Genomic DNA, 26,445 nt, shown 5'->3' on the forward strand with positions numbered 1-26,445 from the left:
GCTAACTCTTGTCCAAATATTCGAAGTCTTCTGCCACGAACCCGGCGGTAGCTGCCCGGGCAAACTCGGGCTGGTTTGCCACCAACGTGGCGGCGTCGTCGTAGGCACGTTTGACAATGTCGTAATCCTCCACCAAGTTAATCAACCGCAGCGTACTTTTGATGCCGGACTGGCCTGTGCCGAGCACGTCACCTTCGCCGCGGTTAAGCAGGTCAAGCTCCGCGAGCGCGAACCCGTCCGCTGTAGCCGCTACCTGGGATACGCGGGTGAAGCCGGGGCTGCCTTCCTCCGCGAGCGTGTGGAACAGACACAGCGACTGGTTGCCGCCACGCCCAACTCGGCCGCGCAGCTGGTGCAACTGGGAGACACCGAAATGCTCCGACTCGCGCACGACCATCACCGTGGCATTCGGCACATCCACGCCGACCTCGATCACCGTCGTGGACACCAGCACGTCGATGCCGCCTTTGGCGAAGTCCGCCATGACGTTGTCTTTCTCGTCGCCTTTGAGGCGTCCGTGCAGGATGCCGACGGTCAGGTCCGCAAACTCCGTTGCGGCGAGATGCTCGGCAACCTCAAGTACGCCGCCTTCGCCGTCGATACGCGGACACACAATGTAGGCCTGGTGCCCGGCTGCAACTTCTTCGCGGATCTTCTCCCAAGCGCGCTCCACCCAGCGCGGTTTGAATTCCGGGACCACCGCAGACTGGATCGGTTTGCGCCCACCGGGAAGTTCGCGCAGCGTGGATACTTCCAAGTCGCCGAACACCGTGATCGCAATGGTGCGTGGGATCGGCGTTGCCGTCATCACCAGCAAATGCGGTGTGGTCTCCCCCGCTTTGGCACGCAGGGCGTCGCGTTGCTCTACGCCGAAGCGGTGTTGTTCGTCGACAACGACAAGCCCCAGGTTGAAAAAGTCCACGCCCTCTTGGAGCAGGGCGTGCGTACCGACGACAATGTCGGCCTCCCCGGAAACAATCTTCAGCAGTGCCTCTTGGCGCTGCGCGACCGTCATCGATCCTGTCAGCGCAACCACTCGGGTGGGGAGACCCGCACGCATGAGAGTGAACGTTAGCGAACGCGCGTGTTGCAGCACGAGAACTTCCGTCGGAGCAAGCAATGCCGCCTGCGCGCCGTTATCGACGGCCTGGAGCATCGCCATCAGCGACACCACCGTCTTTCCGGAGCCAACCTCGCCTTGGAGCAGGCGACTCATCGGCACTGTCTTGGACATATCAGCCGTGATATCCGTGATCACTTCCTTCTGGCCGCGGGTCAGCGGGAACGGCAGACCGTCCAGCAGCTTGTCTTCATCGCCCCCCTTCACATAGGGCATCTCGGGCGCCCTGTGAGCGGAGGTGTCGATGCGTCGCACACCCATCGCCAACGCCACAGACAGGGCCTCGTCATACTTCAGGCGCTCCTTTGCGCGCGCAGGTCCCTCTGCACCGGGCTCGTGGATCTGACGCACAGCAGCATTCAACGGCAGCAGGCCGATGGGGGTGAAGCCAAGGGGCTCGTCGATACGCGGCAGCGATTTCAACACCGCATGCACAGCCCCCATAATCGTCCACGTGCTGACCTGCTTCGACGCCGGATACAGGGGAAGCCACTGGCGGCCACGCAGCATTTCTTCCAGATCGCCGAAGTGAGACAGCTGACGCATGGAACCGGTCGCCTCAGTAGGACCGTCCATGAGCACGAAGTCAGGGTGCTGCAGCTGAGGCTGATTACGGTAGAAATCCAACTTGCCCGTCAGCATCGCGCGCCGACCCGGCTTCAGCACCCGTTGGGCATATTGGGAGCCGAAGAAGGTGGCTTGGAACTCCGTACGCCCATCGTGGATCATCACCTTGGTAATCGGCCGCTTGGGCGTCTTTTTGGTGTAAAACGTGTTGGCGTCGACGACCTCGCCGATCACGGTGATAGTATCGCCTGCTTCGACCCCGGTCAGGTCAGCACCGGTGCCGTAGTGCAGGTAGCGTCGCGGATAGTGCCGAAGCAGCTCGCCACACGTGGAAATGTTGAGGTGTTTCTCAATCGCCCGTGCCTGCTTCGCAGGAATAACCTCAGTCAGTGGCCGATTGTCCTCAAACCCCAGCATTTACTCCACCCCGATCTCCGCACATGCTTGCAATCCATCTGCAGGATAAACCATGACCTGGACGCCGAGCTCAGTGTTCAGCGTGCGAAGCTCCTCCTCCGACAGCTCAGCTGGGTCAAACAGCACCGTGACTTGCTCCCCGCCGTGTTCGAGCAGGCGTTTGCATGCCCGCTTCACAGCATCGAGCGGGTCTTCGGCGATAAGCAGCGTCTCCCCACGTGCGGTGACCACCACATCACCCTTGGCAACCGCGCCGCTGAGTGTCAGCGCGCCCTTCTTTGCGCGGTGAGCCACTGCCGTACGCATCTCGCCAGCCGCCTCAGACATGGAAAACGCGGCGGTAGCCAGCGGCTGGTTCGGATCGTGCACAGACAGCGCTGCAATACCGGAGACTAACCGGACTGTAGGAAGCAGTGTGATCGTCTGTTCCAGCGCTCGGGTTGCTTTCTCCACGGCAGCGAGATTCCGGTTACTGAGCAGCCCATTCGGCAGCACGATGATCTCGTTGCTGCCCGAACGCCGAATCACGGAGAGCATGTCCGAGATCACCTCGTCGCCCGGGGCAACAGTGACCACGCCTGCTTCCTTATACAGCTCTGTCAGGGAGCCGGGAGGAGTCACGGCCACAATCAAGCGATCGGGGTTTCGCACCACTGGGGCACCCGGGAGCACTTCAAGGCGCAGGTTTTGGACCTTGCCGAGGCGATACGCCGTCTCAATCACAGCACCTGCATCGAGCGAGTGAATGTGCACAGTGGCTTCCGTATCAGATAGCCGAGCGATGACCAGGCTGTCGCCCAAGGGGCGCAGCTCGGTTTCCAACTCCGCAATATCGCCCTGAAACCCAAAGAGCACCTCAAGGGAGTGCTCCCGACCCGACGGCCCCGCATGCGCCATGTCAACGTGCACGTCGCGGTCTGCCCCTTCAGCAGGTGCCGGGGTGCTTTCTGCACTGGCTTCTGTGCTGCTTTCTGCGCTGCGTACGGCGCTCTCTTGGACATCACCATCGGGTGCCGTTGCGGGACTATCCTCTACCTCTTCCAACAGCGCCTCGAGCAGAATCACCACACCGGTACCGCCGGCATCAACCACTCCGGCCTCGCGCAGCACTGGCAGCTGCGACGGCGTGTTGGCCAAGGCCACCCTGGCCGCGGATGTCGCAGGTGCTACAACATCGAGCAAACTCAACGGACGCCCAATGTCCTCCACCGCTTGTTGGGCAGCCACAGACGCCGCTCGGAGCACCGTAATCACGGTGCCTTCCACCGGATCCGCAATGGCTTGGTCCACAAACTTCACGGCATGCGCCAATGCGTCCGCGACCATCTCCCCGTCCGAAGCATCGTCTTTGACAGACTGCGCGATTCCACGCATCACCTGGGACAACACCACACCTGAGTTGCCGCGTGCTCCACGTACAGCGCCGACGGCCAGGGCTTCGGCGACATCGACGGCGCTGGCGTCGTCGCCAAGCAAAGCTGCTTGCTCGCAGGCTGAACGCATCGTGTGCGCCATGTTGGAGCCCGTATCGGAGTCCGGCACGGGAAAGACGTTGAGGCTGTTGATCTCCACTCGGCGCCGCTCCAGCTCGGCGGAGGCGCGTTGGGCCCACGCACGCAACCCTGCGGCGTCGATAAGCGGAGTGACAGACATGAAGCGAAAGCTTACAGGGAGCTGTTACAGACTCCAGTCGATGGGATTCGCACCCTGTGCTTGAAGCGCTTCATTTGCACGCGAGAACGGGCGCGAACCGAAGAAACCGCGCGATGCTGATAACGGCGACGGATGCGGCGACTCAATCCGGGGAGTATCCCCCAAAAATCTCGCAGCTGTCTGTGCGTCACGGCCCCACAAGATAGCTACGAGTGGCGCATCTCGGCGGACAAGCGCCTCAATTGCGGCCTGGGTAACCTCTTCCCAGCCTTTGCCACGGTGTGACGCGGGCTTTCTCGGACGCACGGTAAGCACCCTGTTGAGCAGCAAAATGCCTTGCGACGACCACGACGACAGGTCCCCATCCGCCCGGGGCGGGATACCCAGATCAGCCTGCAGCTCTTTGTAGATATTCACCAGCGACCTTGGCGCCGCCACCCCAGGCTGGGTGGAAAACGCGAGCCCCATCGGGTGTCCTGGGGTCGGATACGGGTCTTGGCCCAGGATGAGGACCCGGACATCGTCGAACGGATCCGCAAAAGCCCGCAAAATATCGTGGCCACGCGGCAGGTAGTCGTCCTCTGTGCGCAAAAACTGCCCCATTGCGTGGATTCGATCTTCCACCGGAGCGAGCGGTTCCTGCCAAGATTCGTGCACGGGCAGCATTTAGAAACTCTCCCATCCGGTGGTCAATTCTGGGGCCTCGCCGTCGATGCGCACCCCGGGCTTGCGGGTGACTGCGCCAATCGAACGGAACCCAACCGGTGCGGACCCATCGATCGTGCCGATGAGGGTGTGGTCCTCCCCACCTGTGAGCACCCACTCCCACGGGTCGACGCCAAGGAGTACGCCCGCAGCCTGCAAGGTCGCATCCGGGCGCAGCGCCACCTTTGACAGTTCGATGCCTACCGAAGATGCCTTTGCCAGCGTCGTCACATCCCGGATGAGCCCATCCGAGTTGTCCGTCATCGCGGTCGCGCCTGCCGCGCGCGCCACCACGCCACGCCCCGGGGTAAGCACCGGGGCCTGATGCGCCTTCACAAGCACCTCGAGCTCCTCCGGCACATCAATCCCGGACTGCAGCAGCGCGAATCCTGCGGCTGAATAACCGATATTGCCGTGCGCGACCACTCGCTGACCGGGGCGTGCCGCATCTAGCGTCAGCGGCGGACGGTTACCACCAAGCGAGCCGATTGCGGTTACGGAGACCACAAGTTCTTGCCCGTCGGTCAGATCCCCGCCGACGAGTTCACAGCCATACTCCCCTGCCATATCCCCAATGCCGCGGGCGATCTCTTCGACCCATGCTGCCGGCGCATCGCGGGAGACAGACACCCCCATCAGTGCTGCAATCGGGCGCGCGCCCATTGCCTCGATATCCGCGAAGTTCTGCACCGTCGCCTTGCGGCCCAAAAGGTACGGGGTTGTGGTCGCACGAGTGAAGTGATGGCCTTCCACCAACATGTCGGTGCCGGCGACGACTCTCGAGTTTGGCACTGAGGGGGTAAGTACCGCTGCGTCGTCGCCGTTGAGGGCAGACGGTGCGGCAGCGCGAATCGCGGCGATAACCGCTCGCTCGCCGACCTGCGCAAGCGTCGGACCATCAGTGGGAAATCCGGTGGTGATCACGGGTTGGGCAGCCCTTTCGTTAGACTATTTCGCCATGGCAACCACGGCGCACGAACCACAGGTTAATCGCACAACAATTTTGGTCAGTCTTGGCCTCGCAGTCCTTCTCGTCCTCGGAGCCGTTATTGGCGCTCGTGTGTTCTTCCAACGTGTGGCGCTGCAGCCGGTCGCGATGGCTGATCTTCCTGCCCCGATGGCCGATAGCCCGGAGTGCGCATCGCTTATCGACGCCCTCCCCGACCGGTTCGCCGGCCTTCCCCGTGCCGAACTCGCAGAACCGGCACCACAAGGCGCCGCCGCCTGGCGCAAGTCCACCGATGACCGCGTCGCCCTGCGCTGCGGTGTAGACATGCCGGCGCAGTACACGGACTACGCCGTTACTGAAACCATCGGCAATGCAACGTGGATGCGTATCGACGACATTACGCCCCAGTCCAACCTGGCCACCTGGTACACCGTGGACCGCTCCCCTGTGATCGCCGTGACCGGTGATGCGCAGGTACTCCACGACTCAAAGAAATCCATTGGACGCTTGGGCGCCGATGGGCTGCCATCGAAGGATCAGCCCCACAACCCCGCGCCTTTGTCCGCGTTGGAAGGCGCAGATGCATCGAAGTGCGACGCGCTGCTCCAGGCCGCACCGGATGCTATCGCCGAGGGCTACACCCGGACAGAGCCTGCGTCCGAAAACACCGTCGCATGGCGTGCCGAGGGACGTGATCCGATCGTTCTGCGCTGCGGTGTCGCCCCATCGCCGAATTACGCACCGGGTGCACAACTTGCCCAGGTCAATGACATTCCGTGGTTCGAGGATGTGCTGTTGGCAAACGGCACCACGGCATCGACGTGGTACGCATTGGGGCGCGACAGCGGTATCGCAGTCTCTTTGCCGCAGGCGGAGAGCAACGAGGCGATTACGAACCTGACTGAACTGATCGCCGAGCACACCGCTGCGCTTTAACGCTGCGCTTTAACGCTGCGCCTTAACGCTGTGCTTTAACGCAGCGCGGTCCGCACCAGCGTGTCCAGCAGTTCCGGGTAGTCCACTCCGGTGGCTGCCCACACCTGCGGGTACATCGAAATCGCGGTGAATCCAGGCATGGTGTTGACCTCGTTGAGCACCGGGCCGTCCTTGGTGACGAAGAAGTCCACACGTGCGAGCGACTTACAGTTCAGCGCCTTGAAACACGTCACCGCCATGTCTTGAAGTTGCGCGGTTGTTGCCTCGTCGAACGGTGCCGGAATCGTTGCCGTAACGCCCTCTTCGAGGTATTTCGTTTCAAACCCGTAGAAGCCTTCCTCGGAGTCTTCGGTGCCGTTGAGCTTCGCTGGCAGAGATGCCGCAATGGTCCCGTCGGGTCGTTCGAGGACTCCCACCTCAACCTCGTCGCCGACAAGTTCCGCTTCCACAATCACCTTGGAATCGGATTCGTGCGCAAGGTCGTACGCCGCCGGGAAGTCGTCCCAGGAGCTCACTTTGGACACACCGATCGATGACCCACCGTTGGCGGGTTTTACGAACACTGGTAGACCGAGGTAGTCACGCTCGTCGTCGTCAAGCACTGCCCGACCGTCGAGGATCACTTCCCTGGTGATCGCAATGTTTTCAGCCGCGACGAGCTTCTTCGTGTACTCCTTGTCCATGCCACAGGCGGATGCAAGCACCCCTGGGCCGACGTACGGGACACCAGCAAGTTCGAGCAGTCCTTGCACTGTGCCGTCTTCGCCGTATTTGCCGTGCAGCACCGGGAAGACAACATCGACGCAAGCGATACTTTCGCCGGTTGCGACGTCGAAAACCTGCCCCTTGCGCGTCGGGTTGATGGAGAGTGCAACTTCGCGGCCAGCGGGCACCTCAGGCAGCGCGACGCCGTTTACTGGGTCTGTTGTGCCTTCAACCCATACGCCGTCACGGGTGATACCGATGGGAAACACCTCGTAGTCAGCCGGCATGTGTTGCATCACCGACGCTGCGGAAATGCAGGAAATGGAGTGCTCGGTGGACATGCCACCATAAAGAACTGCTACGCGAATCACGCTGACCAATCTACCGCGTAGCCATGGCGCAGTTTTACTCTGCCTTCTTGCTGCGCCCCATCAGTGTCGCGATCGTGTCCGCAACTTTGAAGTTGTCGTGGCAAATGGCAAACACTGCCTGGGTAATCGGCATCTCCACGCCATGCTTTTCGGCGAGCTGGAAAATGCTTCTCGACGACACCACGCCCTCCGCAACCTGGCCCTTCGTCGCAGCCTTCGCCTCTTCCATCGTCGCACCTTGCCCCAAAGCGGAGCCAAATGTGCGGTTACGCGACAGCGGCGAAGCACACGTGGCCACGAGGTCTCCCATACCGGCAAGACCTGCAAACGTGCGGGGATCCGCGCCGAGCGCGTTGCCCAGACGGGTGGTCTCTGCAAGGCCACGGGTGATCAGGGATGCCAGGGTATTGTCGCCAAGCCCCTGGCCGGAAGCCATACCGCAGGCAAGCGCAATGACATTTTTCGTCGCGCCGCCGATTTCGCAGCCCACAACATCGGTGTTGGTGTACGGCCGCAAATAGTTAGTCGCACACGCGGCTTGGACGAGTTTTGCGCGGTTCTCGTCAGCGCATGCAATCACGGTGGCGGCAGGTTGTTCGAGCGCAATCTCGCGCGACAGGTTGGGCCCGCTGAGCACTGCAATCCGGTTCGGGTCCGCTCCGGTGACCTCTGCAATAACTTCACTCATACGCAGATGTGTTCCTGTTTCCACACCCTTTGAGATGGACAGCATCGTCGCATCAGCCGGGATCATGGGTGCCCAACGCGCGACGTTTTCCCGCATGGTCTGGCTGGGTACGCCAAAGACGACGATGGTCGCGTCTTGCAGCGCGTATTGCTCGTCCGAGGTGGCTTCGATCGCATCCGGGAGTGTGATGCCGGGAAGGTACTCCGGGTTTTCCCGCGTGGTCTGAATGGTGCGGGCAAGGTTGTCCCGACGCGCCCACAGCGTGACCCTGTTGCCGGCGTCCGCGAACACCTTCGCCAGGGTTGTACCCCAGGAGCCTGCCCCCAGTACCGCAACGTTGACCATATTTTTCTGAATCCTCCCAGCCGATTGTTCCGGTTTAACCTACCACCGGCCGTGGCGCGTGGCGTGTCCGGCGTGAGTGGGTTACTTGGGACACAATGGAGGACATGCCTACTCACGCATCCAAGACACCAGGAAACAGCGGGAAGCTCTCCGAGCAAGATAAGGACGCCTTGGGTGAGAAGTTTCTCACTGGCAGGCTTCAGGCTATTCCGTTAAAACCGCAGAAGGGGTTCGAGCGCACCACGCTTGCTGCGGGTGCGGTGCTGTGGCGCGGTGACGTTACGCAACCCGACACCATTGAGGTTGCGTGCATTCACCGTCCTCATTACGACGACTGGTCGCTGGCCAAGGGCAAGGTCGACCCTGATGAGTCGCTTGTACAAACCGCAGTACGTGAAATCAAGGAGGAAACGGGCTACGACGTTCGCCTGGGCAAGTTGCTGGGCAAGACGGTCTACCCGGTAAAGAAGACCACCAAGGTGGTCTATTACTGGACCGGCGAGGTCGTCGGTGGCGAGTTCGTACCCAACAACGAGGTCGACGAGATCCGCTGGCTGCCACTCAATGAAGCGCTTGAGTTGATGACGTACGACCTCGACCGCGAGGTGCTCCAGAAGGCCCAGAAGCGCTTTAACACGCCCGCAGATGCACGCATCCTCTATGTCCGACATGCCCGCGCCCACGACCGCAACAAATGGTCCGGCGACGACAACTTGCGTCCTCTGGATAAGAAGGGCCGCCGCCAATCCGAGATGCTCGTTCCCCTGCTCAGTGCGTTCGCGCCGGAACGTATTTACTCGGCGGTTCCGGAGCGCTGCCAGCACACGGTTGCGCCGCTGGCGGATGAGATGGAGTGTCAGGTTGTCGTCGATAAGCAGTTTGGCGACGATGCCTGGATCGCCGACATGGTTGGCGCCAAGCACGCATTCAAGGACGTGATTGAGGCCGGCGGAACCAGCGTGGTGTGCGCGCAAGGTGGGATCATCCCCGGCATAATCGCGTGGCTCTCGGCGCAAGGGACACTGCCTATCGACGAAGAAATCCGCGCGAAGAAAGCCTCCGTATGGGTGCTGACGTTCCACGACGGCAAGCTCATCGGCGCGGACTACATCCCCTCCCCACTTCCAGTTCTGTAACCCCACCACGACGAAAGGCCCAGACCATGGCAGCTCCTACCGCCATTTCCCAAGACCGCATCGCGGCCACCCTGAAATCAATGGGGGTGCAGTACTTCCGAGAAGACAGCGGCGAGGTTCGCACCGCATTTCCCAGCCTGATGGTGTTCTTCGAGGTAGCCGAGGGTGGTTTCAAGGCCACCGCACGCTGGCTCGGCATCATTGAGGGCGACGATATTGAGACGCTGCGTCTGCGCTGCAACGAGATCAACCGGACGATGCCCCTCGTGCGCGTACACCCGGTACGTCGTGAGGACGATGCCGTCGTGCTGATCGACGCGCCGTTCTTCTCCAACGAAGGCTTCACCGACGAGCAGGTGCGTGCAATGTTGGACTACTACTTCTCCGCAATCCATCACGTGGTGAACCTGCTGCGCGAGGCCTTGCCAGATACCAGCGAGCTCTTGTCGACGAGCGGCCCGAAAACCTTCACCACCGAAGCAAACACCGAAGCTAACGCCGAAGCTAACCAGGAGGACTAGGACATGACTTCTGCAACCAGCAACCTCAGCATCGACCGTGTCATCGCCTTGTTTGACAAGGAAGGCTGGAAGTACGAAAAGGCACCGCTTGGCCCTGCGCTGCGCACCGGTTTTTCCGGTATCGGTCTGGAAATCAACATGATCGAGCCGAATCTCAACGTGCTGACCACCGTCGCTGTGGATTCGGTGAAGGCCGCGCAGTTTAATGAGGTGCTCGAGTGGGTGGAGCGATACAACATTGAGAAGGCTTACCCCACCGTGACCGCAGTGAAGGACGAACAGCGCGGCATCACCGCGCTTGCCGTGACCTACTCTCTGCCGGGTTACTGGGAGCGCAGCGACCAGCAGTTTTCCGACGAGATCAAGACCGGTATCCAAGGCGTCGTTGTCGCTGCGCGTGAGTTCCTGGAGGCGTTCGCCCCGGGCGTCGTCGACCAGTTGGGCAAATAACCAGCCCGAGGGCGCTATCGCCGTCCGGGGTCTAACCCGCGACGGACGGCTTGAACGCTGGACGCGTTGCTTCGAATCGTTCGATGGCGGGCTCGTCGCGAAGCGTCAGCCCAATATCGTCGAGGCCTTCCATGAGCCGCCAGCGGGTGTAATCGTCGATCTCGAAGGTAAAGGTGTTGCCGCCGACGGTGACGGTGCAGTCTTCGAGCGAGACGATCGCCTCATCACTTGGGTGCTGCTCAAGGTGCTTCCAGATCAGCTCGATATCGGAGTGGCTCATGATGCCCGCGAGCAGGCCAGCTTTGCCGGCGTTTCCTCGGAAGATATCCGCGAATCGAGGGCTGAACACGGCGCGGAAGCCGTAGTCCATGAGCGCCCAGACAGCGTGTTCACGCGAGGAGCCTGTGCCAAAGTCCTCGCCGGCGAACAGCACGGAGCCGTCTTTGAACGCGTCCTGATTGAGGACGAATGTGGCTTCGTTTTCACACCAATTAGAAAACAGGCCGTCCTCGAAACCGGTGCGGGTCACACGCTTGAGGTAGCGCGCGGGGATGATCTGGTCGGTATCAACGTTGGTGCGGGTCAGCGGAACGCCGACGCCGGTGTGAGTGGTGAACTTTTCCATGATCGGGCTCCTTTACAGATCTGCCGGGCTTGCGAGGTGGCCGGTCACCGCAGTTGCTGCTGCAACCAGCGGGGATACGAGGTGGGTACGGCCACCCGGGCCTTGGCGGCCTTCGAAATTGCGGTTGCTTGTGGAGGCACTGCGCTCCCCCGGTCGCAACTGGTCTGGGTTCATGCCGAGGCACATGGAGCAGCCCGCGGTCCGCCATTCTGCGCCGAACTCTGTGAAGATCGCGTCGAGGCCTTCTTCTTCGGCCTGCTGCTTCACAAGTGTGGAGCTCGGTACGACGAGCATGCGTGTACCTTCGGCGATGCGGCGGCCCTTGACAACGTCGGCGGCTGCACGCAGATCCTCGATGCGCGCGTTGGTGCAGGAACCGAGGAAGACCGTATCGATGGTGATGTCGCGCAGCGGCATACCCGGGGTCAAGCCCATGTATTCGATGGCCTTCGCAGCAGATGCCTTCGTGTTGTCGTCGGTGAAGTCCTCCGGGTCGGGAACGTTTTCGCCGAGCGGCAGACCTTGGCCTGGGTTGGTACCCCAGGTGACAAACGGCGTCAGTGCTGCACCGTCGATTTCTACAACGGTGTCGAACTTTGCGCCTTCATCGGTCGGCAGCGTCTTCCAATACTCCACGGCTGCATCCCAGTCCTCGCCCTTCGGCGCGTACTCGCGGCCCTCGACGTAGTCGAACGTGGTCTGGTCCGGCGCGACCATACCGGCTCGCGCGCCTGCCTCGATAGACATGTTGCACAACGTCATGCGTGCTTCCATGGACATTTTCTCGATGGCCTCGCCGCGGTACTCGATAATGTGGCCCTGGCCGCCGCCGGTGCCGATCTTGGCGATGATCGCCAAGATCAGGTCCTTGGCCGTCACGCCGTCCTGCAGCTCGCCGGTGACCTCGATGGCCATGGTCTTGAAGGGTTTCAGCGGCAGGGTCTGGGTGGCCATGACGTGCTCCACCTCAGAGGTGCCGATGCCCATGGCAATCGAGCCGAACGCGCCGTGCGTCGAGGTGTGCGAGTCGCCGCAGACAATGGTCATTCCGGGCTGTGTAATGCCCAGCTGCGGGCCGACGGTGTGCACGATGCCCTGCTGGATATCGCCCATCGGGTGCAGCTTCACACCAAACTCGGCGCAGTTGTCGCGCAGGGTGGCTACCTGGGTGCGCGAGGTAGGCTCGGTGATCTCGATGAGGTCACCGCTGGTAATACCCGTGGTGGGCACGTTGTGGTCCTCCGTTGCCAAATGCAACTCGGGGTGGCGCATGGTGCGTCCGTTCATCCGCAGACCGTCAAACGCCTGCGGCGAGGTCACTTCGTGCAGGAGCTGGAAATCGATGAAGATGAGGTCAGGCTCGCCGTTTTCCCCCTTCGTTACCACGTGGTCGCGCCACACTTTCTCCGCTAATGTCAACGGTGGCTGAGTCATCCGGTCCTCCTTCATACGGGCTCCCAACATCCCACACTATGAGATGCTAGGATTCGAACTGTGAGACAGTATAACGAAGGTTCCGGGATTAAAGTCCTCGACCGCGCAGTTGCCATCACACGCTCGGTTGGTGCGGGTGATAAAACACTCGCAGAACTTAGCGACGACACCGGCCTGCCACGCGCAACCGCCCACCGCATTGCCACTGCGCTGGAACTGCACCATGTGCTTTCCCGCAACGAACACGGCGAATGGACACTCGGCCCAGCACTGACCGGTCTTGCCACGGGGCTTCCCTCCGCGCTGCTTCCGGCAGCCGCGCCGGTTATGCGAGACCTGGTTGCACAGACCGGGGAATCCGCACAGCTTTACCAACTGACGGGGTCGACCCGCACCTGCATCGCTGCCGAAGAACCGGAAAGCGGACTCCACAACGTAGTGCCGGTTGGCTCCAGGCTCACACTATCGGCCGGTTCTGCCGCCCGCGTGTTTGCTGCCCACTGCCCGATCGACTCCCCGTTTGATGCAGCGGACCTCGAACAGGTACGCAAGGTCGGCTACGCCGAGTCTGTCTCCGAGCGCGAGGTTGGCCTGGCGAGCGTGTCCACCCCGGTGTTCCAGCCCGACGGCACCTTAGTCGCGGTCCTGTCTGTGTCGGGTCCCGCCGAGCGCTTGAAGCCCTCCCCCGGCGCAACATGCGGCGAGGCGCTCAAGAACGCCACCGCTCGGCTGAGCGCCGAGCTCTAGCCGAGCTCTAGCCGAGCTCCGGCCCGGCACTGGGGGCGCCAACGGGCGTCAGCGAACGTCGATGTCGTCCAAGCGCCTCGCGGGCCACACCGCGGGGAAGCGGATCTTCCGCCGCAGGATCAGTTCGTCCTCGATGCAGTAGGCGCCGACCAAGAACGCCTCGATCTCCTCACTCGGCGGGGTCCGCTTGACCAGGTAGGGGTCGATGAGGAAGTTATCCGAGGTCGTGCGGCACCGGGTGCGGTTCATGGCTAGGCCCAACAGGGGCACGGCGTCGGAACGGGTCTTGGTGAAGGCGACTTCGGCAAGGGTTAGCCCGCAGCCGTCGACAAGCGAGCGCCCCGGCTCAAGATACAGACGCAACCCGCGCTCGCGCAGCGCCTCTGCGACGCCGCCGGAGAGTACCTCGGTGAGCCACGCGCCGCGCGTCGGCTCCTGCCAGTCCCGGGCCGAGCACGCCGCGCTCGAGGGCGTCGGCGACGAGGGCGCGGGCTGTGCGGTCCTTGGCGCTACCGCCGGGGTTGAAGGACTCGAGTTTGGCCCAGACCCGGGGTGTTTCCCCCAACGCTCCATTCGAGGGTACGCTCGCCACGTGAGCAAGAGCGGGCAGATTCTTGGACGGGACATTCGTCGCCTGCTGCGCGTTCCCCGGGCCTTCATCATCATCGTCGGCGTGCTCATCACCCCCGCGCTCTACGCGTGGTTCAACATCAACGCCTTCTGGGACCCCTACGCCCACACCCAGAACATCCGCATCGCGGTGGTCAACAACGACCGCGGCGCCTCCGCCGAGCGCGTCGGCGAGGTCGACGTCGGCGAGCAGATCACCGAGCAGCTCAAGGCCAACGACAAGATCGGGTGGGTGTTTCTCCCCGAGGACGAGGCCCGCGACGGGCTCATGCGCGGCGACTACTACGCCATGTTCCTTATCCCGCCCGAGTTCAGCGAGGACCTGCTGAGCCTGGTCAGCGGCACCTACACGCAGCCGGTGCTGGAGTACTACGTCAATGAGAAAAGCAACGGCGTCGCCCCCTCGATCACCGACGCCGGCGCCTCCGCCGTCAACACGGCCGTGTCCGAGGCCTTCAAGAAGAAGGTCGGCGAGGCCGCGGCGACCGAGCTGCGCAACAAGGGGTTCGCGGCGCGCGATGACGCCGAGGAGGTCCGAGGCAAGGCCTCCGGGAGCTTCGGCCAGATCGCCGCCGGCCTCGACGCCGCCCAGGGGCGGGTGGCCACGATGAAGCAGAGCATCAGCGGTGCGCGCCCGGTTGTCGCCGAGCTGAACACCCTCGTCGGCTCCGTCGACGACACCCTCCGGTCCGTGGACTCCTCCCTCGGCGAGGCCGAGGGGATCATCGCCGAGCTGCAGAAGTCCTCCGCCGGTTTCAGCGCCGACACGTCGGCCGCGCTCGTCGAGTCCACCAACGCGCTCAGCCTCGGCGCCGCCTCCGCCAACGCCTCCATCGCGGAGGCGACGGGCCAGCTCGGCACCGCCCAAGGGCGAGTGCGCTCCGCCGTCGGCGAGGTCGACGGCGTGGTCAAGCAGGGCGAATCCGCCGCCGCGCAGCTGCGCGCCATGTCGGCCGGGGCCGCCCTATCGCCCGGGGTCCGCGCTCAGCTCGACGCCGCGGCCAGCGCGCTGGAGGAGCGTACCGTCGCCTCCCGCGCCGTCCTCGACGGCCTGAACAACGTGGACCGCCGCACGGGCGCTGCGTTGGCGTCAATAGGCGAGCTCGGCGACTCCCTCGAGGCCGCGACCGCCGACTCCAACGCCGCAGCGCGCGCCGCAAGCACGCAGCTCGGCGAGTCCGTGCCCGCGATCAACGCCTCGCTCGCGCAGGCCTCCGGCAGCGTCGCCTCCGTGCGCGGCGCGCTGAACAGCCAGCGTGCCCTGCGCGAGGAAACGACCTCGCTGCTCGCCGGGGTGGACAACCAGCTCGCGGCCAGCCTCGGCATCCTCGACGAGGTCTCGGGCAACCTCGGCACGCTTGCCGACGGCGCCCGCGCCGCCCAGTCCGACATCAACGCCCTCCTGGCCACCTCCGACTCGAAGGCCCTCAACACTGTCACGAACCTCAACTCCGCGAAGATCGGCGAGTACATCTCCTCGCCCGTCACCGTCGAGCAGCAGGCCGTCTTCCCCACGGAGAACTACGGCAGCTCCATGGCCTCCTTCTTCACCAACCTGGCCCTGTGGATCGGCGCGTTCGTGCTGACGATCATCTTCCGCGTCGAGGTCGACACCGAGGGCTTTCGCCGCCTCACCGTCGGCCAGGCCTACCTCGGCCGCTTCCTCCTCTTCGCCACGCTCTCGGTGCTCCAGGCCGTCGTGGTGACGCTCGGCAACGTGGCATTTGGGGTGCAGATACAGTCCGTCACGGCCTTTCTCGCCACCGCAATCGTCATCGGGGTCGCCTACACAGGGATCATCTACTCCATCGTCTCCGCGCTCGGCCACATTGGCCGCGGCATCGCCGTCTTCCTCGTCGTCATCCAGATCCCGGGCGCGTCGGGCCTCTACCCCATCGAGCTCATGCCCGACTTCTTCCGCCGCATCTACCCCTTCCTCCCCTTCCGCTACGGCATCGACGCGATGCGCGAGACCATCGCCGGGTTCTACGGTCATCACTACCTCCGCTTTTTGGCGGCGCTTCTCGCCATGTCCGCCGCAGCCTTCGCCCTGGGGTGGCTGTTCCGACTCACCTCCTCGCACGCCAACCTCCTGTTCAACCGCCAGCTCGCGCGCACGAACCTCATCACCAACGAGAAGGTGGAGGTCATGGGCTCGCCCTACCGCGCGTCCGACATCATGGCCGCCCTGTCGGACCGGGATGAGTTCCGCGGTGGCGTCGAGAAGCGGGCGCGGATGCTGCGGGAGAACTACCGCACCCTCATCTTCGGCGGGATCGGCGCGGGCGTTGTCGGCATCGCCATCATCACCCTGCTCACCATGCTCCTGCCCACCGACAAGACGATCATGCTGGCCATCGTCGTCACCTGGTCACTGCTGGTCGTCCTCTACCTCGGCGCGGTGGAGTACTTCACGCAGAGCCTCGTCGACGCCGAACAGGTCTCGCGCCTCGGCGAGGCCGAGCTGCGCGACGCCGTGATCCACCGCCACGACTCCGCCGGCACCAGCGTCACCATCGGGCCCGCGGATGCCGAAAGCGAGGACACCAAGTGAGTACCGTCTTCTCCATCGCCTACAACGACCTGCGCCGGCTCTACACCAACGTCATGGCGGGCATTGTCATGGTCGGCCTGATCGCCATCCCCTGCCTCTTCGCCTGGTTCAACGTGCTGGCCACGTGGGACCCATTCGGCAACACCGAGCGCCTCGAGGTGGCGGTGGCCAACACCGACCGCGGCCACACGAGCGATCTCACCCCGCTGTCCGTCAACGTCGGCGACATGGTCCTCTCCCAGCTCTACCGCGACGACTCTATGGACTGGGTCATCACCGATGCCGACAACGCCATCGAGGGCGCGAAGTCCGGTGAGTACTACGCCGCCATCGTCTTGCCGCCCACGCTGAGCGACGACATGTTCACCTTCTACGCCGGAAACGCCGAACCCAGCCGCATCGACCTTTACGTCAACGAGAAGAAGAACCCCATCTCCCCGGTGCTCATCTCCAGCGGCGCGCAGGGCGTCAGCGCCCAGATCAGCGCGTCGTTTACTAGAGTCCTCGCCGAGGTGTCCTTCGGGTTGATCGAGACGACCTCGGACTTCTTCAACGAGGCGGAAACCAAGCAGGCACTCGACTCCATCGAGACGCGCACCGCCAGCGCCCGCGACCAGCTGCTCTCCAGCGCCAGCACCGTGGACGCGCTCGCCTCGCTCACTGAGTCGAGCGTGCCGCTCGTCGACAGCGCCGAGCGGATCTCCGGGGCGCTGGGCGACTCCCTCGGGCAGGTCCGCCCCGTCGACCTCGGAGCCACCGGGGCGGGCCTCGGCGGAGGCGGCGCAGCGCTTGCGGCGGCGCTGGGGGCAACGTCGGAAAGCTTTGCCGCCATAAGCGACCGCGTCGACCAGCTGATGGCGGACTCCTCCGCCACCTCCCAGGCGACCGCCGCGAGCCTGACGGACATCGCCGCGCGCATCGATGTCCAGGTGAAGCAGTACACGGCCCTGCGCGACACCATCAACGGCCAAGTCGCCCCGGTGCTTCCCCCCGACGCCCAACCGGCGGTGCGCGCGGTGGTCGGCGACCTCAACGACGCTATCGCCCGCCAGACGGCCGTGCGCGACCGACTCAACGACGCCGCCGCGCGCCTCACCGCCGGGCAGGGCGGCCGGGACGGGAAGAACGCGGACCGGCAGGAGATCAAGGACTCGATCGCCCGGGCCCGCGAGGCGATGGACTCGGCCAAGAATTCCTACGACACCGGGATCCGCCCGCGCCTCGAGGCGCTGTCGGGCTCGCTAGACAACGTCCGGGCGAACGTCGACAAGGCCCGCTCGGACATGGACGGCGTCTCCTCTGCCCTGGCCAATCGGCCCGGCTCGCTGCGCGACACCCTCGCAGCCTCCGGTGCGAACCTGCGCGACACGGCGGAATCTCTGCGCGCCAGCGCGGCGAGGATGCAGGAGGCGCAGCGGTCGATCGCGCAGTCGCGCTCGAGCGGGGACCTGACGAAGCTGGCCGACCTCGTCTCCAGCCACCCGGAGGAGCTCGCCGACGCCCTCGTCGACCCAGTCAAGGTGGAGCGCAAGGAGGTCTTCCCCCGCGTCAGCTTCGGCGCCGGCATGGCCCCGCTTTACACGGTGCTCGCCCTGTGGGTGGGCGCCCTGTTGACGTCGGTGGCCGTGCGCACGGACGATCGCTCCATCGAACAGAACGTGGTCGATCCCGACCGCCTCACCGCGGGCCAGAAGTGCTTTGGCCGCTACCTGACGTTCGTGACCACCGGTCTGGCCCAATCCACGCTCCTCATGGCGGGGCTCATCGTCTACGTGGGCATCGAGCCCGCGCACCCCTTCCTCCTCTTCATGGCGGGGTGGGTCTCGAGCCTGGTCTTCCACCTGATCTGCTACACGCTGGTGCTCTCCCTGAGCAACGCCGGCAAGGCCGTGGGCGTGCTCATCCTGGTGCTCCAGGTCTCGGCGGCGGGCGGCGCCTACCCGCTGCAGCTGCTGCCGGGCTGGGCGCAGGCGATCAGCCCCTGGCTGCCCGCGACCTACTCGATCCGCGCTATGCGCGCCGCGGTCTTCGGCACCTACGGCTGGGACTTCTGGCGAGCCCTCGGCAGCCTCGTCCTCTTCGTGCTGCCTTTCCTCTTCCTCGGCCTCTGGCTGCGCCACCGGCTGCACCACGCGATCAGCCGCATGGACGAGGCGGTTGCTCAGACCAAGGTGATGATGTCCTAGCCGCGCCTACAGGTCGATGGTGCCGCGCACGCGCGCGGTCACCAGCCCGCCCACCCAGATGTCGCGGCCGTCGTCGATTAGCAGATTATGCTTCGACGAACCCCTCGCCGATGCGCCACTGGCGCTTCTCGCCCAAGCTGACGGAAGCGTCCGGGTCCTCCACGTCCGAGACCCGGTAGTAGAGCATGTCCACATAGTCATAGTGGATGCTTGCGATGCCGTAGCCATGGGCATCGAAATCGATGTGGTTGACCCAGGGATTGGCATCGCGGATGGTCTTCTCCACCAGCAGCGACGTCGAGTTGTCTTCCGGGTGGTACGTCCCAAACACTGTGGTGAGGATTTCATCCACATTTGGTGCAGAAATTGAGGTTGTCACCATCTCGCAGCCGATCTCACCAAAGCCCGACGGGGAGGCAATCGAGTTCGCCCACTCTGAGTGGATGTCGCCGGTCAGGAACAAGGCGTTCGACTCCTGCTCGTCCAGCATGGTGAGCAGGCGGTCACGCTCGGCCGCATAGCCATCCCACTGATCCGAGTTCACCGCAATACCGGTAGCGCGCTCCCTCATGTAGCCCGTTGCAATATTGGCCTTCTCGTTGTCCTTGATGGTGACAAAGCGCATGGGCGACACCATCACGGAGTTACCCAGCACATCCCAGCGTGCGGTGGACTGTTGGAGTTGTTCTGCCACCCAGGCAAACTGCTCGTCGCCAAGCATTGTGCGCTCATCGTTGGCAAAGTAGTCGCTGGTGGTTTCCTCGTCGCGGAATGTTCGCAGATCCATCATCGTCAGCTGCGCGAGGTTGCCAAACTGGAAGCTGCGGTAGATGCCTGGAGCCTCAATGAGCGCACTGCGACGTACCGGGAGCCATTCGAAGTACGCCTGCATCGCCGCTGCTTCGCGTTGCTTCCACTGCCCTTCAACCCGGCCGTCCGTGTGGTTTTCGGCTCCTTCGCGCCAGCTGTTGTTGGCTGACTCGTGGTCGTCCCACACCACAATCCAAGGGCACGCCGCATGGGCCGCCTGCAGGTTCAAGTCGGTGCGGTAGCGGCCGTAACGTTGGCGGTAATCCTCCAACGTGGTGATTTCCCACTCCGGATGGTGCATCCTGGCCACACCACTTTTGCCTACGTACTCGCCGGTTGAATACTCATAGATGTAATCGCCGAGGAACACCACGTGGTCGATTTCGCCCGCACGCGCGCGCTGAGCCATGTCAGCGTAGGCGCTAAAGAATCCGGACTCCCAGTTCGCACATGATGCGATTGCGAGATTGAGCGTATCCAGGTCAGCGTCTACGGCTGGCGCAGTCAACGTACGCCCCACCGGGGAAAAAGAACCTGCGTGCTCACCCGATTTCACGATGAAACGGTAGAAGTACTCCGTATCTGGATCGAGCCCGTCCGGATCGACGTGCACCGTGTGGTCGGATTCCGCACGCGCAATCGCGCTTCCTGTCTTTGGGTGAGTGAAGTCTTCAGTGGTGTCGATCTGCCATTCCAGCTCGACATCGTCGCCAAGACCTGAGCCTGGCAACGCCTCGCGCGAGGGTGTCACACGGGTCCACAACACCACGCGATCCGGCAACGGGTCTCCCGACGCAACCCCGTGCAAAAATGGCAAGTCCCACTGATCCGCTGGCGTTGGCACCTCAGGAGTTGAGACAGTGCTGCGGCGCGCAGCAACAGCACCGCCAGTACCCAGTGCTACGGCTGCGACAGACGCGGCAACGGTTTGGAGAAATATACGACGATTGACACGGGGTTTCGAGCTCATGACGCCCACTTTCAACCAGCTCACAGGCGCTCGCAACGAGGAAACCGCCAAGTTTCCAAAAATTTACCCACACTTCACTGAGGTGACGATCCGCTAGTAACCCACTGTTAAAACAACGTGACTTGTGTGGGTGGACATGACTGTTTCGCTTTCCCGTGCCCCTCGTTCTATTCGTCGCACCGCAATTTCTGCGGCTGTCGTCGTGTCCCTGTTCGGCTCTGCCACGACGGCCGTCGCTGCGGATGCCCCTGCAGGTGCAATCAACACCCGCATCAGCCGCATCGTCCTCGGCATCGGATCCGACGCAACGGAAGCGAACTTGGCCTGGCAGTCGAAGACCAACGAGACACAGTTCCTGGAGTACTGGCCGACTGCTGACCCAACCAACATCACGCGCGTGGAATCGCCCCGTGGCCCGTACAACTCGGCTGTCTTCTACCCGCACGAAGCGACGATGACCGGCCTCGAGCCTGACACGGAGTACGCCTACCGGGTTGGAAGCGATCGTCGTGGCTATAGCGAGCAGCGCACCTTTACCACCGGCACCGACGGAGATTCCTGGAGCTTCCTCGCCATGGCCGATGCGCAAATCGGTGTAGATACGAAAATCGCCGAGCAGTCCGCCGCATGGAACAAAGCGGTCAATACCGCAACCGGTGAACACCCCGACTCCGCGTTCATCATGCACCTGGGCGACCAGGTTGAGGGCTGGGGTGCCCCGGTCAAGCAGCTTGAGGAGTTCACCGCGCCAGAAAAACTCCAGGAGTACCGCCTTGCCGTACTGAAGGGCAATCACGAGACATACACGCTCGACCGTCACTTCCAGGACACGTACTTCCTGCCCAACGAAGTTGATGACACCGCGAACTACTTCTTCAACTACAACAACGTCTTGTTCATCGGGTTGGACGGCAACCGCGCATCCAAGGCCGACATCGACGTCCACGCGAAGTTTGTCAACGAAACGATCGCCGCACATGGTGCCGACGCTGACTGGGTGATCGTCGGTATCCACCACGCACCGTTCTCCCAGGGCACGCACTACACCGACAAGGATGTCGTCGAACTACGCAACTCCTTGACCCCAAAGTTGTCCGAAGCCGGTGTGGACCTGGTGCTTAGCGGCCACGACCACATTTACACTCGCACGCATCTGATGAACGGTGTCGACCCTGTCATTCCCGCTGGCGCATCGAAGTCCGGCGACATTCTTATTCCGGAAGACAACGAGGTCCTCTACGTCACCTCCACCACGGCAACAGGTGGCAAGTACTACGACTTCCAGGACGAAAACGGCACAACCCACCCGAATGTCCGCGAAGAAAACGTTACTGACCTGGCACACAAGTCCACCGCACGTTGGCGCCAAGACTACAACCCGGACTACACCAGCATTGACGTCTCGTCTGAGTCGCTAAAACTGACGACGTACAACATCAACACCCCGTACGTGGTGGATCAGGTCACCCTGCTGAAGAAGGACGCCACACAGGAGGAACCGCCGCAGGAGGAAGCACCGACGACGACTGAAAAACCAAGCGCGACCACGACGAGCGCCGCGAAGCCGACCACGCTCACTTCGGTGTCCACGGTGACGTTGACGGAAACCTCGACGATTACGTCCCCATCTCCCACCGTTGTGGAAACCACCAAGGTTGTCCCCACGACGGTGAAGCAAACCGTCACGCCCACCACAGAGAAATCCGGCGCCGACACCGGGAACACTCCGTCTGAGAACGACGCCAACAACGGCTCTCACGAGACCACTGAAACCGACGCATCCGGCTCCAGCACGACCGGCATCGTCCTGACGGTGTTGGGCATCCTGTTCGGCCTCATCGCTGCCATTATTGCGGTGCTGGTCAACCTGAACCCTCAGTTCGTCCAAGACATCCGCCACAAGTACGGGATCTAAGGGCTACTCCGCTGCACGGGCACTGACACGCTCAGCCCACCGATAGATAATGTTCTGTTTATCTCGGCGCAGCGTGTCGTGGCCGAGGACCAACCCCTCGTTCATCCGCCCTGCAGCAGCAAGGTGCTTCTGCCCCACCAATGTGCCGTCTGGGTGGATGTGCAGGGCGCTAGTGTCTGCATAACGCATCCCGACACCATGCTCGACGAGATCCCCAATGAGAGTCCCGTCGACGACTCCGGCAGGTGCGTTCACGGCGTCAATCACGGCTGTTGCGCCGACCTCCTTGGCCACTTCGGTCAAATCGTCTTCGCCACGGTTGAAGACGTCGGTGCGGATCCGGTTGTCGTCGATAAGCGCGAGCATCTCCACCGCCGATTCAACAGGTGGGCCGGTAGCAACGCGCCCGAGTGTGCTCATGAAATCGTCGAACTCGGAGCCGCCAAGCGATTCTCGGCCGCCGAAGGACGCGCGCTGGATGAGCGCATCCTCGGTGTCGCGAAACGCCAGCGCCACAGCAAGCGCCGACGTCCATCGTCTCTCCCCTTTTGCAGCAGCGACCGATGTGCGAAGTTCCGTCACTGGATCCCCTGTGAAGTCCTCACCGTTGATCACCGCTTGAATATCCTCACGCGCACCTTCGCCACCGACGATCGCGAGGATGGCTTCTGCTGACTCCGTCAGAATTTCCTTGAGCTCTTCAAGCGACTGGCACTGCAGAATCGCCCGGTCAGCTTCCGCAATAACGGGTTGGGCCTGGCGCGATTGCTCCTCGTCGAGGTAGGCCTTGACCTCCATAAAACGGCCCGATCGGGTCACTGGGTAAAACACTTTCGCCTTTGCGTAGCGCACGACATCGATAAAGGTCAGCGCTGCTCCGCGCACGAGCGCGATGTCATCGGATGTGACCGAATCCAGATTGCTTGCCGGGTACGCCGGGGCGATTACACGAAGATCCCCGAGATCCTGATGAGCAAGCGAGCCTGGCCAATCATGCGCGTGCCCTGTCACCATGAGTACTTCGTCGAACTGCTCGCCGTCCACTTCAACGCCATTTCCCACAGGGGTTACGTCCTGTACTCGAGTGATGCGGAAATCAAGCGTGCACTTTGCTGGCAAGTTCGTCCGCAAGGCTTCCCACGAAGCATCCAAGTGCTCGCCTACGCGTCGTCGTGGAGGGAACTGCCCTTCTAACTCGTCGTTTGGATCTAAGGGCCCCAGGTGGGTCTCCACAATGGATTTTGGGGCGTTGAGGATCCACTGCTCCGGAACCGAGGCACCAAACGCTCCTGGTGCTGAAATTTCTTCCATCGGTGTCTCGTTAAACACCGTAAGTTCGATGGCTGCTCCACGCTGCCCCGCACGATCAATGAGCTCTTCTGCAGCCCACAGCCCACGGGGGCCTGCTCCGATGATGGCAACTTTCATTTCCTACGCCCCTTTGCGGAGTACTCGTCGAGCGTTGCTGCTGCCCACTCGAAATCGGCACGGCGTATGCCGCGACGCGCGTCGCATTCGCCAAAAGGTACGCCGGACATGTGCCCCACCTTAGGCGGTGCGGGCTTCCAATCGCTCGACTTGGCGACGAAGCTCCGCACCTAACTGATTGCCCGGCAAGCGTTCCTGAACCACATCGCACACTGAGCGGTACCACCACACCTGCCGCTCTACAGGCGAATTGAAGCGTCCCCAGAGGTCATCCCCGATTGTGTCGAGGTCGGCATGAATGGAGAGCAGGTTGTGCAGTTTGTCTGCCGCTGCGATGAAAACACTGCCTTCCTCGGCTTCGCGAAGATGCGCAAGGTATGCGTCGGCGCGCCCCTGCCAGCTGCCGATGCTGTCCTCTTTGGTCACGCCTCGGACGAGCTCGACGACGCGTTCGCCGAAATCCGCAGCCATCTGCTCTGCGCTGTATTCCTCGGGGACATCTTCGAAAATGTCGTGGAATAGTGCACCGATGAGAACGTCCTCGTCGTCGGTGACTTGAGAAACGAAGTGCATCACGCCAAACACGTGCGATACGTAGGGAATGTCGGTGCCTTTGCGCACGTCATTGCGGTGCGCAAATGCGGCGACGTTGATAGCCCGAATGATTCGCGGTGATACAACCGGAATGTGTTCTGCCATGTACGGCTCCTTTCTGTCGGGAAACACGTCCCACTGTAAAGATGCCGCCGACACGAAAGACGGAACATTCGAACACTGCTGCTAATCGACGACAATCTGTCCCCGCACCCGTACCGTCACCGCTCCACCAACCCAGATGTCAGAGCCGTCGTCACTGATGGTCACACGGCCGTCCCGGCCGAGCGCAGTACCTTGGGAGACCGAGTAAGTTGCCGGCACGTCCCCGCGCGATCGCAGCCACTGCGCCATCGCACCGTTCGCGCTACCCGTCACCGGGTCTTCAAACGTCGGAGTAAAAGCGCGTAACACATACGCCGGATCCGTCCCACCCGTGAGTGCGGCAAATGCAACCTTGAGATCGCTCGATGCCGGTCGTTGTAACGCGAGAAGGGTTTCTACGCTATCCAGCAGTGCCAACCGCCAGCCCGGCCCGTTGTCGCCCCACGCGGCGTCAACGAGCGAACTCTCCCCCACCCCGAACACGTCGCAGATCTCTGCACGTTCGCATGCCGTAAGAGGTGCAGAATTCTTCAGCGGTGGGGTTGCGAACGCGAGCATCGAGTCGCTGATACGCACCTGCACATTGCCAACACCGCACTCTTGGACGACGCCGTCTGAGGCCTTCGGCGTGTTACCCAACTCCAGCCACGCACGCGCCGTGCCCAAGGTCGGGTGCCCTGCGAAGGCGTATTCCTCGGTTGGGGTGAAGATTCGGACCCGGTAGTCGGCCTCGTCGTTAGTAGGTTCGAGCAGAAACGTCGTCTCCGAGAAGTTCGTCCAAGCTGCGATCCGCTGCATCTGCTCAGTGGTCAGATGGTCCGCCCCGCAGATCACCGCGAGAGGGTTTCCCGTGTAGGCACCGGTTGAGAACACGTCGAGTTCGAAGAAACTAAGGGAAGTCACGGGTTAAGGCTCAAAAAGTGTGTCCGATTGGGCTGATTTTTAGCAGTTGATCTGGGCTAATGCTGAAAGTATAAGCGCTGCGGGTATATATCTGGCAGTTTCGCTCTCAATCCCCGGTGTGGCTGCCCTGGTGTGCTACGCGGCGGTGGTTCGGTTGCCCAATGCCAAAGAACCGACCACGCTGCCACTGTGGCGGCGATATGAAACGAAACGGCACCACCAGCAACGGAACTACCCGATGGCGATGCAAGGCTTGCGGTGCGTCCAGCGTGAAACGCCGTGACGATCTAGCCAATGCTGCAGTGTTCGCCCAGTTCATTGATCACTGCACCACGTCAAGCTCGTTAAGGGCAATGGCTCAACGCCACGGGATCAGCCTTGCCACCATGAAACGACGGTTTACTTGGTGCTGGCTGGTTGACGTGCCTGATCCGACCATCGGCCATGCAGGCAGGGTCTACGACCAGATCTTCATCGACGGCACCTACACCGCAGGTGGCTGTCTGATCGTGGCGGCAACGCTCGACCACGTCATCGCCTGGCACTGGTGCAAACAAGAAACCACGCACGACTACAAGCGCTTGCTTGAGCGCATCGAAGCACCGTTGATCGCTGTGATCGACGGTGGACAAGGGGCCACAAGCGCAATTAAAACGTGCTGGCCAAACACCAAAATCCAACGCTGCCTCGTGCACGCCCAACGCAGAGTACGCCGCTACACCACCTCACGACCACGCACTGATGCTGGCCGCACCATCTACCAACTCGCACTGAAACTCACCCGCATCACCACCCTGGACGAGGCTGCACAATGGGGTGCACAACTGCAAGAGTTTCACACGCTCTACAAGGATTGGCTCAACGAAAAGACACAGGTCAAAGACCCGAAAACAGGCAAAGACACACTCGTGTGGACCCATGTCAACGTGCGCAAGGCCTACAACAGCCTCAACCACCTGTGGCGCAATGACCTGCTGTTTG

The 26,445-nt window shown here is 62.5% G+C and carries 21 protein-coding genes and 1 pseudogene; 9 read left to right on the forward strand and 13 right to left on the reverse strand.

The window, feature by feature from the left end; all coding sequences use genetic code 11:
- Nucleotide 1: 1 nt before the first annotated feature.
- Genes HMPREF3120_RS01200 through HMPREF3120_RS01215 form a run of 4 tightly spaced genes read right to left on the reverse strand, consistent with a single transcriptional unit; the run spans nt 2 to nt 5,386 of the window.
- Complete coding sequence (locus HMPREF3120_RS01200) at nt 2-2,104, reverse strand: ATP-dependent DNA helicase RecG (RefSeq protein ID WP_070450032.1); 2,103 nt, start codon at nt 2,102-2,104, stop codon at nt 2-4.
- Complete coding sequence (locus HMPREF3120_RS01205; protein ID WP_083284720.1) at nt 2,105-3,757, reverse strand: DAK2 domain-containing protein; 1,653 nt, start codon at nt 3,755-3,757, stop codon at nt 2,105-2,107.
- A gap of 24 nt (nt 3,758-3,781) precedes the next feature.
- A complete protein-coding gene (locus tag HMPREF3120_RS01210; protein ID WP_070422949.1) occupies nt 3,782-4,423 on the reverse strand; it encodes a uracil-DNA glycosylase in 642 nt (213 codons plus the stop codon).
- A complete protein-coding gene (locus HMPREF3120_RS01215; RefSeq protein WP_070422950.1) occupies nt 4,424-5,386 on the reverse strand; it encodes a thiamine-phosphate kinase in 963 nt (320 codons plus the stop codon).
- 34 nt (nt 5,387-5,420) lie between these two features.
- On the opposite strand from HMPREF3120_RS01215, the gene HMPREF3120_RS01220 reads away from it, so the two are divergent.
- Nucleotides 5,421-6,347, forward strand: coding sequence for a DUF3515 domain-containing protein (locus tag HMPREF3120_RS01220; RefSeq protein WP_070450085.1), 927 nt, complete (start codon nt 5,421-5,423; stop codon nt 6,345-6,347).
- Between the two features lie 35 nt (nt 6,348-6,382).
- Here the strand turns inward: HMPREF3120_RS01220 and HMPREF3120_RS01225 are convergent, their stop codons facing one another.
- Both HMPREF3120_RS01225 and HMPREF3120_RS01230 read right to left on the reverse strand, forming a co-directional pair.
- Entirely contained in the window at nt 6,383-7,432 is a 1,050-nt protein-coding gene (locus HMPREF3120_RS01225; RefSeq protein WP_168156392.1) for a D-alanine--D-alanine ligase family protein, read from the reverse strand.
- Between the two features lie 25 nt (nt 7,433-7,457).
- Nucleotides 7,458-8,456, reverse strand: a complete 999-nt coding sequence (locus HMPREF3120_RS01230) for an NAD(P)H-dependent glycerol-3-phosphate dehydrogenase (RefSeq protein ID WP_070450038.1) — start codon at nt 8,454-8,456, stop codon at nt 7,458-7,460.
- 104 nt (nt 8,457-8,560) lie between these two features.
- Here HMPREF3120_RS01230 and HMPREF3120_RS01235 point away from each other — a divergent pair, with 104 nt between their 5' ends.
- Genes HMPREF3120_RS01235 through HMPREF3120_RS01245 form a run of 3 tightly spaced genes read left to right on the forward strand, consistent with a single transcriptional unit; the run spans nt 8,561 to nt 10,563 of the window.
- Entirely contained in the window at nt 8,561-9,592 is a 1,032-nt protein-coding gene (locus HMPREF3120_RS01235; protein ID WP_141739329.1) for an NUDIX hydrolase, read from the forward strand.
- 26 nt (nt 9,593-9,618) lie between these two features.
- Nucleotides 9,619-10,113, forward strand: coding sequence for a YbjN domain-containing protein (locus tag HMPREF3120_RS01240; protein WP_070450041.1), 495 nt, complete (start codon nt 9,619-9,621; stop codon nt 10,111-10,113).
- A gap of 3 nt (nt 10,114-10,116) precedes the next feature.
- Nucleotides 10,117-10,563 (forward strand): hypothetical protein, encoded by a 447-nt coding sequence (locus tag HMPREF3120_RS01245; protein ID WP_070450044.1) that lies wholly within the window; start codon nt 10,117-10,119, stop codon nt 10,561-10,563.
- Nucleotides 10,564-10,594: 31 nt separating this feature from the next.
- Here HMPREF3120_RS01245 and leuD read toward each other — a convergent pair whose 3' ends face one another.
- Nucleotides 10,595-11,188 carry a 3-isopropylmalate dehydratase small subunit gene (leuD, locus tag HMPREF3120_RS01250; protein ID WP_070450047.1) on the reverse strand — a complete coding sequence of 198 codons (594 nt, stop codon included), beginning with the start codon at nt 11,186-11,188 and terminating at the stop codon, nt 10,595-10,597.
- Nucleotides 11,189-11,200: 12 nt separating this feature from the next.
- Nucleotides 11,201-12,622 carry a 3-isopropylmalate dehydratase large subunit gene (gene leuC, locus HMPREF3120_RS01255; protein ID WP_070450050.1) on the reverse strand — a complete coding sequence of 474 codons (1,422 nt, stop codon included), beginning with the start codon at nt 12,620-12,622 and terminating at the stop codon, nt 11,201-11,203.
- A gap of 60 nt (nt 12,623-12,682) precedes the next feature.
- On the opposite strand from leuC, the gene HMPREF3120_RS01260 reads away from it, so the two are divergent.
- The gene (locus HMPREF3120_RS01260) at nt 12,683-13,369 is read left to right on the forward strand and encodes an IclR family transcriptional regulator (protein WP_070450053.1); all 687 of its coding nucleotides are present in this window, start codon (nt 12,683-12,685) and stop codon (nt 13,367-13,369) included.
- Between the two features lie 48 nt (nt 13,370-13,417).
- On the opposite strand, the pseudogene HMPREF3120_RS01265 reads toward HMPREF3120_RS01260, so the two are convergent.
- Nucleotides 13,418-13,810 (reverse strand): annotated as a pseudogene (locus HMPREF3120_RS01265) (hypothetical protein); the annotation flags it as partial.
- A gap of 151 nt (nt 13,811-13,961) precedes the next feature.
- On the opposite strand from HMPREF3120_RS01265, the gene HMPREF3120_RS01270 reads away from it, so the two are divergent.
- Both HMPREF3120_RS01270 and HMPREF3120_RS01275 read left to right on the forward strand, forming a co-directional pair.
- Nucleotides 13,962-16,553, forward strand: a complete 2,592-nt coding sequence (locus HMPREF3120_RS01270; RefSeq protein ID WP_168156393.1) for a YhgE/Pip domain-containing protein — start codon at nt 13,962-13,964, stop codon at nt 16,551-16,553.
- Nucleotides 16,550-18,739: a YhgE/Pip domain-containing protein gene (locus tag HMPREF3120_RS01275; protein WP_246815388.1), complete on the forward strand. Its 2,190-nt coding sequence runs from the start codon at nt 16,550-16,552 to the stop codon at nt 18,737-18,739. The genes HMPREF3120_RS01270 and HMPREF3120_RS01275 overlap by 4 nt, the downstream gene beginning before the upstream one ends.
- Nucleotides 18,740-18,824: 85 nt before the next feature.
- Here the strand turns inward: HMPREF3120_RS01275 and HMPREF3120_RS01280 are convergent, their stop codons facing one another.
- On the reverse strand, nt 18,825-20,519 hold the full coding sequence (locus HMPREF3120_RS01280; RefSeq protein ID WP_070450060.1) for an alkaline phosphatase D family protein: 1,695 nt from the start codon (nt 20,517-20,519) through the stop codon (nt 18,825-18,827).
- A gap of 136 nt (nt 20,520-20,655) precedes the next feature.
- Between HMPREF3120_RS01280 and HMPREF3120_RS01285 the strand changes: the two genes are divergently transcribed.
- Nucleotides 20,656-22,434, forward strand: a complete 1,779-nt coding sequence (locus HMPREF3120_RS01285; protein WP_141739330.1) for a fibronectin type III domain-containing protein — start codon at nt 20,656-20,658, stop codon at nt 22,432-22,434.
- A gap of 3 nt (nt 22,435-22,437) precedes the next feature.
- Here HMPREF3120_RS01285 and HMPREF3120_RS01290 read toward each other — a convergent pair whose 3' ends face one another.
- The 3 genes from HMPREF3120_RS01290 to HMPREF3120_RS01300 all read right to left on the reverse strand — a co-directional run bounded on the left by HMPREF3120_RS01290 (nt 22,438) and on the right by HMPREF3120_RS01300 (nt 25,464).
- A complete protein-coding gene (locus HMPREF3120_RS01290; protein WP_070450066.1) occupies nt 22,438-23,862 on the reverse strand; it encodes an FAD/NAD(P)-binding protein in 1,425 nt (474 codons plus the stop codon).
- Nucleotides 23,863-23,982: 120 nt separating this feature from the next.
- The gene (locus tag HMPREF3120_RS01295; protein ID WP_070450069.1) at nt 23,983-24,561 is read right to left on the reverse strand and encodes an HD domain-containing protein; all 579 of its coding nucleotides are present in this window, start codon (nt 24,559-24,561) and stop codon (nt 23,983-23,985) included.
- 81 nt (nt 24,562-24,642) lie between these two features.
- The gene (locus tag HMPREF3120_RS01300) at nt 24,643-25,464 is read right to left on the reverse strand and encodes a PhzF family phenazine biosynthesis protein (protein WP_070450072.1); all 822 of its coding nucleotides are present in this window, start codon (nt 25,462-25,464) and stop codon (nt 24,643-24,645) included.
- Nucleotides 25,465-25,625: 161 nt separating this feature from the next.
- Between HMPREF3120_RS01300 and HMPREF3120_RS01305 the strand changes: the two genes are divergently transcribed.
- Nucleotides 25,626-26,445, forward strand: an 820-nt coding sequence (locus tag HMPREF3120_RS01305; RefSeq protein WP_070450099.1) for an IS1249 family transposase, incomplete at its 3' end; no start/stop codon positions are given.

This window comes from Corynebacterium sp. HMSC11D10 (genome assembly GCF_001806995.1).
Taxonomy (GTDB): Bacteria; Actinomycetota; Actinomycetes; order Mycobacteriales; family Mycobacteriaceae; genus Corynebacterium; species Corynebacterium coyleae.